This is a genomic window from Bifidobacterium sp. ESL1118 (genome assembly GCF_058505595.1).
Genome location: NZ_CP196371.1, coordinates 1,010,052 through 1,022,947 on the forward strand (window position 1 = coordinate 1,010,052; position 12,896 = coordinate 1,022,947).

Sequence of the window (12,896 nt, forward strand, 5' to 3'; positions counted from 1 at the left end):
CTTGTTTATGGACAACAACGAGAAGAAAATCAACACAGGCGAAGGAATGGCGCAGACTCCATCATATCGGTATGATGCCCGAATGGCGCAGGACATCGAGCTGAAATGGCAGAAAGCCTGGGACGAGAGAGGCACGTTTTGGGCAGCCAACGTCAAAGGTGATTTGAAAGACGGCAAAGGGCGAAACGCCGATGGGCGAACACCGTATTTTGCCATGAGTATGTTTCCCTACCCTTCCGGGAAGGGACTGCATGTAGGGCACCCGCTGGGTTACCTGGCCACGGATGTGGTCAGTCGCTATCACCGCATGAAGGGCGAGAACGTGCTGGAGGCCATGGGATATGATGCCTTTGGCTTGCCTGCAGAGCAGTTTGCGGTGCAAACCGGTCAGCATCCGCGCATCACCACCGAGGCCAACATCAAAAACATGCGTCGCCAGTTGCATCGCATGGGCCTCGGCCTTGACAACAGACGTACGTTCGCCACCATCGACCCTGATTATATGCGTTGGACCCAATGGATCTTTTCTCGCATCTATGACTCTTGGTACGACGAGGATTTTGTACGTAGGGACGGCGGCAAGGGTTCGGCTCGGCCCATCGGCACACTGATTGACCAGTTTGAGTCGGGCAGCCGTGAGATTCCAGGTTTTGCCGGTCGTCAGTGGGGCAGCCTGAGCCGGGCAGAACAGGCTGACGTGCTCAACGATTTCCGTCTGGCCTATATTTCAAAGTCTCCTGTCAATTGGTGCCCGGGCCTTGGCACAGTGCTTGCCAACGAGGAGGTCACCGCCGAAGGGAAATCGGAACGTGGTAATTTCCCTGTTTTCCAGCGTGAACTGCGTCAATGGTCCATGCGTATCACAGATTACGGCCATCGCCTCATCGAAGACCTCGACCTCATCGATTGGCCGGAAAAGGTCAAGCTTATGCAGCGCAACTGGATCGGGGAATCCCACGGGGCTTCGATCCATTTCAAAGTGGATACGCCTGCCGGCCAGCGCGACATGGAGGTCTATACCACCCGGCCGGACACGTTGTTTGGGACCACGTTCGCGGTTGTTTCGCCGGAACATGAACTCCTCAAGGATGCTCCCGACTCCTGGCCCGAGAATGTGCCTGAGAATTGGAAGGGTGGGTATGCTTCACCTTGTGAGGCCATCAAGGCATATCGTTTGCTCGCTGAATCGAAGACCGCCCAGGACCGTGTGGATGAGGCCGGTGAAAAAACCGGTCTCTTCACCGGCCTGTACGCCGACAATCCGATTACAGGGGCAAAACTACCCATCTTCACCGCAGACTATGTGCTGATGGATTACGGCACGGGTGCCATCATGGCCGTTCCCGGTGGCGATCAGCGAGACTATGACTTCGCCGCGAAGTTCGGATTGCCCGTCATTTACACGGTCGCTCCTGTTGAGGGTAGCAATGACAGCCTGAAGAACTATGAGGGCAAGTGCGCATACGTTTCGAAGGATGGTGTGGTGGTCAACTCCGACACCGGAGCCACTGCCACCTTTGGCGATAGGCTTTCTCTCAATGGCCTCAGTGTTCAAGACGCCATCAAGAAGGTGACGGCTTGGCTCGAATCCGCCGGAGTGGGCAAGGGAACCGTCAGCTACAGGCTACGTGATTGGCTCTTTTCCCGTCAGCGCTATTGGGGTGAGCCATTCCCCATCGTCTACGACGAGGATGGGGTGCCCTACCTCCTTCCGGATTCGGCGCTGCCGATCAATCTTCCTGATGTGCCCGACTACAGCCCCAAGACCTTTGCACCCGACGATGCCGAGTCGAACCCTGAGGCACCGTTGAGCCGCAACGAAGATTGGGTCAAGGTCACCCTCGATTTGGGCGATGGACCCAAAATCTATTACAGGGACACCAACACCATGCCCAACTGGGCCGGTTCATGTTGGTATTATATGCGTTATCTTGACCCCTATGACACCGAGCACATGGTTGATGGCGACGAATATGCCTATTGGCTGGGTCCGGACCATAACCCAACTGCAGGCAAGTCCGGTGGGGTGGATCTCTATGTGGGTGGTGTCGAGCACGCCGTGCTGCACCTGCTTTACTCGCGCTTCTGGCACAAGGTGCTTTATGACCTTGGCTACGTCTCCGGACCTGAGCCTTTCCACAAGCTTTTCAACCAAGGCATGATCCAAGCGTATGCCTACACCGACGATCGAGGCCAGTATGTGCCTGCCGCTGATGTGAAGGAGGGGCCGGTGGATGCTTCAGGTGAGCCAACCTTCACCTACAACGGCGAGCACGCCAACCGCGAGTTCGGCAAAATGGGCAAGAGCCTGAAGAACATCATCACCCCCGACGACATGTACGAGCAGTACGGTGCCGATACGTTCCGTCTCTACGAGATGAGCATGGGTCCGTTGGACGAGTCGCGGCCCTGGAATGACAGCAATGTGGTGGGTAGCCTACGCTTCCTGCAGAGGCTTTGGCGCAACGTCATCGATGAGAACACCGGGGATGTCACCGTCGACGATTCGGAGCCTGATGTCAAGACCCTCAAACTGCTTAACAACACCATTGCCGACGTCACCGTGGAGATGGAGGAGATGCGCCCCAACACAGCCATCGCCAGGCTCATTGTTCTGAACAACCATCTAACTGGACTCAAATCGGTGCCGAGGAAGGCCGTGGAGCCTTTGATACTGATGCTCTCGCCGATAGCCCCACATATATGTGAGGAGCTCTGGAACAGGCTTGGGCATGATGATTCACTGGCCGGCGTGGATTGGCCCAAGCCGGATAGTCGTTACGTGGGCGCCGACAGCGTCACGGCTGTGGTGCAGGTTAAGGGCAAGGTCCGGGCAAAGTTGGAGGTGAGCCCCGACATCGATCCAGACCAGCTTCGTTCCATGGCGCTTGATGCCGTGGCATCCCGTCTTAATGGCAAAGAGCCGAGAAAGGTCATTGTCAAGGCGCCAAGAATTGTTTCCATTGTTCCGTCGGAATGATGGTGCGATTGGGTTTGCACTCAATAATGCGGTCTTCCTAGGCGGTGTCGTCCATGTTTGAGTATGAAAAGGTCTTTTTTGTGGTATTCAGCCGCATAAAAGACCTTTCCGTTATGTGGATGACATATATCGGTGCTCCGTTTTTGCGACACTCCGAATGCACATAGGACGGATGCGTTCGGCCACATTGTTGCCGTCGATTGTCAATCCGCTTGGACTCGACGCACCATGGAACCATGAAGAACCTTGGACGTGATTTAACAGCCGCAGAAAACAGGCTGGCCGCATATCGGTGTTCCGGTCTGCGCAGGGTGAAGCGTCAGCAGACTTCGCGCGACCGGTCATTCAACGGTTCCCGGGTTTTCATCGAATCACATGTTGAATTGCTGCATCCTCCTTTGCCTCCGATTCATGGTGCAGGCATGTCGCCCATATCGGATGTAAACGGTGTCTCTGCGTCTCACCAGCCTTCAAAGGGGGAGACGAGGATGCAACGTCGTGCCAACATCGATGTTGGTTCGCTCTCCGGTGTTCGTCCTACAGATGGCAAAGGTGATGAAGCAAGGAATCGCAATGGTGCAATCAAACGGGATGCACCTAGGATCTCCCTGAAACCTATGCATGCCTTCACCATCATTCTTCTGTTGCTTACGGTGCTGTTTGCCAGTCTCACCATGCTAATTCAACAAGCGGTGAACTATGCACAACTTACTTCGCAATCATCGAGTGCAACGGATGCTCGACGGTCCACAACTAGTCTTGAGACTTCGGGGAAGTCAGTCAAGGAAGAAAGTCCCGATACGCCTCGGAGCAAACGCCAACAGTCCACTCAGAAGGATGACAATGCTAAGTCTCGCTCACAGACGGATGGCCGTGGCTTTGATGCTGAATATGATGTAGGTGGATCCGAAACGTCATCCAGTAAACTTGTTAATCTCAACACGGCAGATGCGCAGCAGTTGCAAGACATCAAAGGTGTCGGTCCTGTGATGGCCGAACGAATCATCGCATATCGCAAGTCCATCGGGGAATTCTCTAGTGTCGATCAATTGCTTTCGGTCAGCGGCATTGGTCCCAAAACACTGGAGACAATAAGGCCGCAGGTGGAGATATGACCGGCTTGGGTATGCAGTCCTTCCCTTCGTTTACTCAGCGCGAGAGGGGAAGTCAAGACGTTCGGATGTTGACCATAGCCATCGTCACATGGATCTGCGCACTGGTTTCACATTGGTTGTTCGGATTGGTCTTTTCCGATTCCAGTTGTGATAACCATGGTTTGCCGGATGGGATGGCGAACCTCGGCCGTAACGTTTTGGCGCCCGGTACAGTGGCAATCATCGTCTTCGGCGGTATGGCAGTCGCCATGTTGGCAGCATTGAGACATTCGATGCGTAAACATGGTCATCCTCATAAGAAGCGAGTCTCGGCTAGGCTCTCGCCGCGTAGAGGGATGAGTTGGTGGCTGGCCATGCTGGCATGTTCGGGCGTTTTGGCAGCAGTCTCATCGTGCTCGTCTGATCTGGCACTGCAACGTGACCCAGCCATGCAATATGCCCGCTCAGGTTCGTCCCGAGTTTCCGCACGATTGAGACTATTGGTTCCAATGGTCCAAGCAAAGTCTTGGAGTGCGGACTGTCAGGCCTCCGCAAAGTTGATATCCATCAGTCGCGATGGCATCACGGTCAAAAGCGGTGCCAATGTCGCCTTGATGCTCAACGGCACCAGTTGTGAAACTGTTTCCAGGGGGCAGACGGTGGCGGTTTCCGGAACCTTGGAGCCGGCAAAATTCGGTTCCGAACCGTTGTGGCTTACGGTTCCCAAGCATGCTCACACCGTTATCTGCAGCAAGGAATCCATGCCGAATCGTGCTATAACGGCCATGCAACGATCATTTGTTCGAGTCACTGGTCAGCTTTCGGAGCAAGGCAGAGTGCTGGTGCCTGGGTTGACTATTGGCGTCCTTGGTCAGGATTTCGTCACCGATACAAAGGATGCGGGTGTGCAGAGTGTGGATTCGACCTTTGCTGCAAGCCTTAAGGAAAACTTCAAACGGTCTGGAATCATGCATCTTATGGCTGTTTCCGGAGGGCATTTCGCCTTGATTGCAGGTTTGACCCAAATGTTGTGTGCGGCGTGGTTGCTGCCGCGTTCTGTTGTTGTCGCTATCGAGGTAATGGTGTACGTGTCATTGGCAAGCGTGATGTATCCTTCCCAATCAGTGCTGCGAGCATTGGTCATGGGCTTGTTTTCATTGCTTGCGTTTCTGTTTGGAAGACGTCCACAGGCGCTCAATACGTTGGGGTGGACGGTTGTGGTTGTGCTATTGGTTGATCCCTCGTTTTCAAGAAGTTTCGGATTTGCTCTCTCCTGTGCCGCGGTGATGGGAATAGTCTTGTGTTCGCAAGGTATGGCAGCCGTCCTGGTGAAGGTTCTTCCGAAATCGGTTGCCGATGCCGCCTCACTGACGTGCTCGGCTCAGCTCTTCACTCTTCCCATTCAAGTGTTGATGGCACCGCAATTGCCTGTACTGTCCATACCAGCCAATCTCATTGTGGCACCGTTCGTTGATTTCTCCACCTTGACGGGTTTGGCTTCATTGTGCCTTGCATGGTGCTGCCCACCTGTGGCGTTTGTGTTCGCATGGCTGTCCAGTTGTGGAACGGCTATCATGCAGTGGTGCGCGGATCTGATTGGATCGCAGCAGTGTGCTTTGTTTCCTTGGCTAGGAGGCTTTGCGGGAGCTGTGGGTGTTGCAGTGCTGGAAATCGGCATCGCCGTTGTTTATATGGCAATCAGTCGAATTGTCTTGCGGGTGAAAATGGTACGGAATCGAGACCTTGGTGGCAGTCAAGTTGAATCGGGTAGCGAGTTCAGACTCACCATACGAGAGAGAGTTGCTATGTGGCTTCATGAAACGTTGGTGTTGCTTTCAACCAGTCAGTGGGGTGATTGATGCTGTGCAAAAGGGACATGTCCAGCGTTGCCACGACATTAATGAATATGAAGCAACATGAACTTACGAATGTTGTCGTGGTCTATGGCGGCGACGACTATCTTGCCGAGCAGGCCGTCCATGATTTGAAGGGCGATGCGCAGAAGGCCAATCCCGGTTCGGAAATCATCGAACTCGATGCGGCTTCGGCGAATTGGTACGATTTTGAGGAAGCCGTGAGCCCTTCCTTGCTCAGCGCCACGAATATCGTTGTGCTATCGAATCTGCAGGATGCCGACGAACGTTGTATCGATTCGATGGTGTCTTTTTGCAGTCAGGCAGTGGGCGGCGATGACCACAGTGTTGTTATAGCCAGGCACGACGGGGGCACCAAAGGGCGAAAATTCGTGACACGGCTCATCAATGCCGGTGCCCGTGAAAAGAAAATCAGCAATCTGAAATATCCCGATGACAAACTTGGTTTCGTCATGGATCAGTTCAAACTTGGGCATCGGCGTGTGGAACCGGAGGCTGCCCAACAACTTGTATCGGTTCTGGGTGAGCGCACTAGTGAATTGGCCGCGATGTGCAGGCAATTATGCTTCGATTTCGATGACGATCCCATAGGGGTCGACCGTGTAAATCAATATCTTGATTCCAACCCGCAAGTGACTGGCTTCGCCGTTGTCGACAAGGCTCTGGCCGGTCGAAGAGCCGAATCAATTATTGCTTTGCGTTCCGCCGTGCAACAGGGGGTGGCGCCTATCGCCGTCATCGGCGCCTTGGCGATGAAACTCAGATCGTTGGCCAAAGTCTCTGCCGTGCAGATGGGTGTGATGTCGCAGGCTGAGGCCAAGATGTCGCCTTGGATGTTCAACAATGTTAAGCGGCAACTGAGCGGATGGACATCAGACGGGCTTTCCATCTGTATTCAGGCCCTTGCCGATGCCGATGAGACGAATAAGACCAGCGGCGCAGATCCGATATTCGCCGTGGAACGTTGTCTTGATCTTGTAGCACGGAAGGGGAGGTTGGCCTGATGCGAGGTGAAGCCAAGGATCCATCATCAGAGCGTCGATTGACGGTGAATGTACCTACCGCAGATCAGATGAGACAATTGGGCTCCACCGCGGCGAGGCTGGTCAGAGGTGGTGATGTTTTGCTGCTTTCAGGGCCTCTGGGAGCTGGGAAAACCACGTTTGCGCAAGGCTTTGGTGCCGGTCTTGGCATCGAAGGTGCCGTGGTGTCACCCACATTCACCATCGCACGGGAGCTGGAAGGCCATTTTGCCGATGGATCTGCTGCCCACCTTGTGCATGTCGATGCATATAGGCTTGGCGGAACCGCGTTTGCTCCAGGGCAGGATGTCGTCAACAGGCTGCTTGATGAGCTGGAATCCTTGGGACTTGACGAAGAGCTTGAGAATCCCGGTGAGAACACGGTGGTGCTCATGGAGTGGGGGGAGCAGATGGTCTCGGCTTTGGCTGAAGAGCGTCTGGAGATTCATATTGATAGAGGTATTTCCACTTATGATGTGCAAGATGTTGGTGGTAATGCCCATGCTGGCAACGCGGAGAATGCCCTAAAAGATGTGGAATTGACCAGTGGGGGATTGCGTACGGTTTCGTTCGTGCCGGTGGGTTTCCGCTGGTTTTCGTTCCCAGATGAGCTGTCGGTTCTCCTTCAAGGGTGATTGAATGTGCTCGAATGCCGTTCCCACCGATTTTCGAAGACGGTTGCAGCGATGTTGTACAGTTTAGTGAGAACAACGGCGGAAGGGGATTATGGCAAATACTCTTATCATTGACACTTCATACGGCTCCACCGTTGGCGTTTTAGGTCATGAACCTGTTGTCGAGACGGATTCCCGCACCCACGTAGAGCGCCTGCAGGGCAACATCGACACGGTCGTAGGGCAAGCAGGGCTGACCGCAAAAGACATCGACCGCATCATTGTGGGTGTTGGCCCTGCCCCATACACGGGATTGCGCGTTGGAGTGGTGACGGCTAAAGCATTGGCCTATGCTACTGGCGCTCGGCTTATAGGTCAGGATATTCTGGCGCCGCAGGCGTGGATGGCACAGCGTGCAAGATCAAACGGCTTTTCCCAACGCTACGAAGGGTTGTTGGGCGAACTTTGCCAAGAAGGTGTGGATGACGGGTATCAGCGTGAGAATGATGATGGGCCATGCCATTCGGGAAGGCGTCACCTGACGTTGTGCGTCAATGACGCACGAAGGCGTCAGCTGTATTTCGAATTGGTTGAAGGAACGACCGAGGTATGCATTGATATGGATATCGATTATCCAGCGAGCATTGTCGATCGTGTCAATGAAGAGGTGTCGAAGCTTGAGGCACGCGATCCGGGTGTTTCCGTGCAAATCGATATTGTGGGGCATGGTGCCGCTAAATATGCCGACGAGTGGAGTTTGCTTAAGGCATTGGGGGCTGTTGTGGATGCGTCGGTGTTGGACTTGGGCGCGGAAGGCTTGAGTGTTTTCGCGCAATGCGTTCTTGCAGAAGGTACGAATACGGATCGATCCGGGTGCCACGCTGATCACGCTGATCACGCTGTGGAACCTCTGTATCTGCGACGCCCGGATGTGAGCCTGCCTAACCCGCTTAAGCATGTTCTCAATACTGATGCCGCAACGGGAGCAACGCAATGATTGTGGACGCATACACGTGTAATCGAAGCTGGGTTGTCGTAGGGCTCACTCGCCTGGAGCGTGAAATCTTTGGCGTTGGGGCGTGGAGTCACAGAGCTGTGGAGCAGGAGCTCAATGCGCCGGCGCGCACATACTTCCTTGACGTTCCGCACACAGATCGTGCAACGTGTGCAGATGGCTTCAATGGGGGGTCAATCCGTGGGTATGCCGGTTTTTGGTATGACGGGGACGATGCGGAGCTCATGACCATAGGCGTGGATAAACAATTTCGAGGGCGGGGCATAGCCACGAGTCTATTGAGACGGCTTATCGAATCGGCCCAAGCTCAGGGGGCCCGCCGAATGTTGCTTGAAGTGCGAGTCGACAACGCTTCCGCTCTCTCGTTGTATCATCGATTCGGATTCCAGCAAATTGGTCTACGCAAACATTATTATCAGCCGGAAAACGTCGATGCGTATACCATGAGTCTAAGGTTGGCCAATCATGGTGCTTATGTTCCCATAGGCTTCAGAGCGGACACAGACGGGAACGTCTCAACAGCCTTGGCACGCGACAACGAGAACAATGAAGGACAGGGGAGACTATGAATGAACCGGTGGTGCTCGGCATCGAATCGACATGCGATGAAACGGCTGCTGCTGTGGTGCGCGGAACCTCGTTGCTCTCGAATGTAGTGGCTTCCTCTATGGACGAACATGCACGATATGGGGGTGTGATTCCTGAAATAGCCTCGCGCGCCCATGCCGAAGCCTTCGTACCTGTCGTCTCGAAGGCTCTGAGCGATGCCAATATGGAGCTTCGCGATCTCGACGCCATAGCGGTGAGCGCGGGCCCCGGTCTTGCAGGTTGCCTGGCCGTAGGCGTCTCTGGTGCCAAGGCACTGGCTTGGGCATCGGGAAAGCCCATTTACGGCATCAACCATGTCATCGGGCATATTGCGGTCACACAGGTGCAGTTCGGGCCGTTCCCTCCCGACACATTGGCGTTGATTGTCTCAGGCGGCCATACCTCGCTGCTTCATGTGCAGGATGTGGCAAAGCACGTGGACGTGGTCGGGACCACGCTTGATGATGCAGCCGGAGAGTGTTTCGACAAGGTGGCCCGTCTACTAGGCTTCCCTTATCCAGGAGGGCCTCATATCGACAGGCATGCCAAGTTGGGTGATCCGACGGCTTTGAAGGTGCCGATGGGTCTCACTCAAGGGAGAGCCGGCAAGCGGCACCCCTATGATTTCAGTTTCTCCGGTGTCAAGACGGCAGTGGCACGTTGGGTGGAGAATCGAACTGCACAAGGCCTGGATGTGCCCATTGACGACGTCTGTGCCTCACTGGCTGATTCTGTGGCCACCGTTTTGGCGAAGAAAGCAATGATGGGCTGTGAGCAGTACCATTCCAAGACCCTGATCGTGGGGGGTGGTTTTTCAGCAAATTCACAGTTGCGGGCCAAACTCCTAGAGGAGGGCCGCAAATGCGGTATCGAGGTACGGATACCCAAGATTGCTCTTTGCACTGATAACGGAGCGATGGTCGCCGTTCTGGGGGCAAACCTGGTTGAGGCGGGAGTGGCGCCTTCGCCGATTGATTTTTCCATCGATTCGGCGATGCCGATGGATGTCATCAGCGTTTGACGAATATACAAACGACACGCCAAACTTGCATCATCTCGAAAACCTAATAGAATTTATTTCTTGTGCGGTGCATTAAGCATTACACTGAAGGAGATATTCCCGCATAGCTCAGTTGGCAGAGCGTCTGACTGTTAATCAGAATGTCGCTGGTTCAAGCCCAGCTGCGGGAGCCATGAATGGCGGAACTTCGAACGTTTGCGGAACGTTCGAAGTTCCGTTTTTTCGTTATGGGCGACGAATCGGGGGTATTGCTTCCTGTGCCTGGAGATTGCGTTCGATCCAATTCAAGGTCGAAGCGACGATTGCGCATCGGACGGCCCACATTCGCGAACAGCCGTTCGATGCGTTGTACCATGGCGCCAATAAGTTCACGTAGCTAGGGTTTCGACCGATACCTTCAGGGCAACATACCTCATGAATTTCTCTCCAACCTACTTGTTATTCTTTCCTTGGATTCCGTTTGGAGTCATCTTCTGTTCTTCATGTAAGTGGGGTTGAGTTGTTGTCTATTCGTGCGGTTTGTGGGAAAGTACGTACGAAATTGACGTTAAAAAAGGAATCTCCTCGACCGGGCCGTATCGCCTCGTTGGATGGGCTAAGGGCATTGGCTATCATAGGTGTGTTGGCCTATCATACCCGACCATCCCTTATGCGTGGTGGGTTCCTTGGTGTCACCATCTTCTTTGTCGTTTCAGGTTTTCTGATCACAAGCAGCGTGGAACGGCGTTTTCAGTCGGATGCCGGTTTCCATTATTGGAAATATTTGTGGGCGAAAGTGAAGAGACTCCTGTTTCCCGTATTATCGCTCATCGCGGTATTGGCGCCTTTGCTGTTCATATTCGCCCCTGCGCTGCTTCGCAAATATGAAGCCGACGCATTGCCAAGCGCCCTGTTTGTGAGCAACATAACCTATACGGTGCGGAAGGTCTCGTATTTTGAGGCTTCTGGGTTGCCTTCCGTGCTGACACACCTTTGGTTTGCTTCTCTCCTCATGCAGTTCTACATTGTTTGGCCTTTCCTGCTTTATGCCATGCATCGCTTGCGATGGAGCAGCAATTGGAAAATTACCGCCACGTTGATGCTCACAGTGGCTTCAGCGGCTCTTATGCGGTGGGTTTCTCTTTTACCTGGTGGTACAGCTCGCTCATACTACGGGTTGGACACGAGACTTGCAGAACTGCTCATAGGAGCTTTGGTGGCGTTGTTTGAGGGCGGCCAACGACGGCGCTATGAAGGTTATGAAATCGGTGGGGCACCTGCAAGCAAGAGCTTCAACGTATTGTGGAGCATGGCCGGTATATGTCTCATCGCTTCTGTTCTGCTGTTGTATTTTTCTGCAGAAGGAACCGATACACTGTTGTATCGTGGAGGTTATCAGGCGATGGCCGTCATCGGGGCTCTGTTGTTGCTGGTTTTGCTGGAACCGACCAACATGTGCTCACGGGTTCTTGGGTCTCCATTGTTCGCCCACTTGGGCAGAATTTCATTTTCCTTGTATCTTCTGCACTATCCACTGTTCGCCATCATGAATCCAGCCACAAGGACTTCACCATTGAATTGGTGGGGTTGGATAGTGCAATTTTCCATCATCTTGGTTTTCTCCGAGCTATGGTACCGGTTTGTCGAACAACCTAAGACGGTTTTGTCGCCAGAGGCTGGCTATCGCCGCCATACTCAGTCATTGACAAGGGTGTTGGCCATTCTTGGTGTCGTTATCGTTTTGGCATGCACCGTGGCTCCGCGGCAAATCGAGCAACGCTCTTCCGAGCGAGTGAGTCGATTCCATAGCGAACATATCCAAGGCCTCGCCATGGTGCTCGGTGATTCCTCAAGCACAGGAAAGACCGCCACTGCAACGATTAGTAGGAGGAAAGTTCCAGCCCCCGCGTTGAATATTCCCCAGCCCTTAATCCCTCATGCGTTCAAAGTGCCGAAAAACATCAATACCAATGCGTGGCAGTATGACGATCTAACGGGTGCGTGTTCGGCAAATCCGTTGATTATCAGCGATTCGGTCGAGATGGGGGCACAAAGCTATGTACAGGACCATATTCCTGCGGCCATTCAAGATAACAAGGTGGGTCGGCCGCTAAGTGCTGGTCCAAGTCTGTACCAACAACATGCTGCAACCGGTCAAGGAGGGGATGTCGTGATTTTTGCACTTGGCACGAATGGGCCGATCGGGGGAGAGAGTGAAATCGAGCAGCTGATCAATGCTGTCCATGGCGAACCAATGTATTTGACGACTGTCCGCGTACCCCAGGAATGGCAGGACAGCAATAATACGTTGCTCAAAGACGTAGCTTCGAAGCATAGGAACGTCGGCCTTTTGGATTGGTATGGGGTCAGCGAAGGGCACCCTGAATATTTCTATGACGATGGGACGCATCTGACGCCCGGCCAAGGTGGGGGCCGTGAGGCATATGGGCAGATGATACAAGAAGGATTGTGCGGGCGCTGAGGACCCGTCCGAGAGGCAAGTGCACTATTTGATTAGGGGAGCCTTGGCTCCTGTATGTTGCTCGAAGAGGGCACCAAGTCACTTTTATACCTCAATTCTTGGGCGGTTTCTTGCGTAGGACGTTTTTCCACAGGCATCGTATTTGTTTGAGCTTCTAGAGTTGCTCCTTCATAATGAGTGAGAACACGTCAAGTAAACAACGCTGCCGCGAGACTCCAGAAGTTTCG

At 53.7% G+C, this 12,896-nt stretch carries 9 protein-coding genes and 1 tRNA gene; all 10 read left to right on the plus strand.

The annotated features are described in order from the left end of the window. Positions 1 to 7: 7 nt before the first annotated feature. The 10 genes from leuS to ACSYSS_RS03990 all read left to right on the plus strand — a co-directional run bounded on the left by leuS (position 8) and on the right by ACSYSS_RS03990 (position 12,669). The gene (gene leuS / locus ACSYSS_RS03945) at positions 8 to 2,980 is read left to right on the plus strand and encodes a leucine--tRNA ligase (RefSeq protein WP_491704164.1); all 2,973 of its coding nucleotides are present in this window, start codon (positions 8 to 10) and stop codon (positions 2,978 to 2,980) included. Between the two features lie 236 nt (positions 2,981 to 3,216). Continuing rightward, positions 3,217 to 4,095 (plus strand): ComEA family DNA-binding protein, encoded by an 879-nt coding sequence (locus tag ACSYSS_RS03950; protein WP_491704165.1) that lies wholly within the window; start codon positions 3,217 to 3,219, stop codon positions 4,093 to 4,095. A 65-nt stretch (positions 4,096 to 4,160) separates the two neighbouring features. Continuing rightward, positions 4,161 to 5,933, plus strand: coding sequence for a ComEC/Rec2 family competence protein (locus ACSYSS_RS03955; protein ID WP_491704166.1), 1,773 nt, complete (start codon positions 4,161 to 4,163; stop codon positions 5,931 to 5,933). A 47-nt stretch (positions 5,934 to 5,980) separates the two neighbouring features. After that, the gene (gene holA / locus ACSYSS_RS03960; RefSeq protein ID WP_491702797.1) at positions 5,981 to 6,952 is read left to right on the plus strand and encodes a DNA polymerase III subunit delta; all 972 of its coding nucleotides are present in this window, start codon (positions 5,981 to 5,983) and stop codon (positions 6,950 to 6,952) included. A 68-nt stretch (positions 6,953 to 7,020) separates the two neighbouring features. Further along, on the plus strand, positions 7,021 to 7,605 hold the full coding sequence (tsaE, locus tag ACSYSS_RS03965; RefSeq protein ID WP_491704214.1) for a tRNA (adenosine(37)-N6)-threonylcarbamoyltransferase complex ATPase subunit type 1 TsaE: 585 nt from the start codon (positions 7,021 to 7,023) through the stop codon (positions 7,603 to 7,605). 91 nt (positions 7,606 to 7,696) lie between these two features. Next, positions 7,697 to 8,581, plus strand: a complete 885-nt coding sequence (gene tsaB, locus ACSYSS_RS03970; protein WP_491702798.1) for a tRNA (adenosine(37)-N6)-threonylcarbamoyltransferase complex dimerization subunit type 1 TsaB — start codon at positions 7,697 to 7,699, stop codon at positions 8,579 to 8,581. Then, positions 8,578 to 9,168: a ribosomal protein S18-alanine N-acetyltransferase gene (gene rimI, locus ACSYSS_RS03975; protein WP_491702799.1), complete on the plus strand. Its 591-nt coding sequence runs from the start codon at positions 8,578 to 8,580 to the stop codon at positions 9,166 to 9,168. The genes tsaB and rimI overlap by 4 nt, the downstream gene beginning before the upstream one ends. Then, on the plus strand, positions 9,165 to 10,208 hold the full coding sequence (gene tsaD, locus ACSYSS_RS03980) for a tRNA (adenosine(37)-N6)-threonylcarbamoyltransferase complex transferase subunit TsaD (RefSeq protein WP_491702800.1): 1,044 nt from the start codon (positions 9,165 to 9,167) through the stop codon (positions 10,206 to 10,208). The genes rimI and tsaD overlap by 4 nt, the downstream gene beginning before the upstream one ends. Positions 10,209 to 10,305: 97 nt before the next feature. Further along, positions 10,306 to 10,381 (plus strand) — tRNA-Asn (locus tag ACSYSS_RS03985). A gap of 431 nt (positions 10,382 to 10,812) precedes the next feature. Next, positions 10,813 to 12,669 carry an acyltransferase family protein gene (locus ACSYSS_RS03990; RefSeq protein WP_491702801.1) on the plus strand — a complete coding sequence of 619 codons (1,857 nt, stop codon included), beginning with the start codon at positions 10,813 to 10,815 and terminating at the stop codon, positions 12,667 to 12,669. Positions 12,670 to 12,896: the final 227 nt, after the last annotated feature.

What these genes read in the sequence shown, in the direction of transcription:
- leuS (WP_491704164.1), top strand. Translation starts at nt 8, where the DNA reads ATGGACAACAACGAGAAGAAAATCAACACAGGCGAAGGAATGGCGCAG.
- ACSYSS_RS03950 (WP_491704165.1), top strand. Translation starts at nt 3,217, where the DNA reads ATGAAGAACCTTGGACGTGATTTAACAGCCGCAGAAAACAGGCTGGCC.
- ACSYSS_RS03955 (WP_491704166.1), top strand. Translation starts at nt 4,161, where the DNA reads ATGTTGACCATAGCCATCGTCACATGGATCTGCGCACTGGTTTCACAT.
- holA (WP_491702797.1), top strand. Translation starts at nt 5,981, where the DNA reads ATGAAGCAACATGAACTTACGAATGTTGTCGTGGTCTATGGCGGCGAC.
- tsaE (WP_491704214.1), top strand. Translation starts at nt 7,021, where the DNA reads ATGAGACAATTGGGCTCCACCGCGGCGAGGCTGGTCAGAGGTGGTGAT.
- tsaB (WP_491702798.1), top strand. Translation starts at nt 7,697, where the DNA reads ATGGCAAATACTCTTATCATTGACACTTCATACGGCTCCACCGTTGGC.
- rimI (WP_491702799.1), top strand. Translation starts at nt 8,578, where the DNA reads ATGATTGTGGACGCATACACGTGTAATCGAAGCTGGGTTGTCGTAGGG.
- tsaD (WP_491702800.1), top strand. Translation starts at nt 9,165, where the DNA reads ATGAATGAACCGGTGGTGCTCGGCATCGAATCGACATGCGATGAAACG.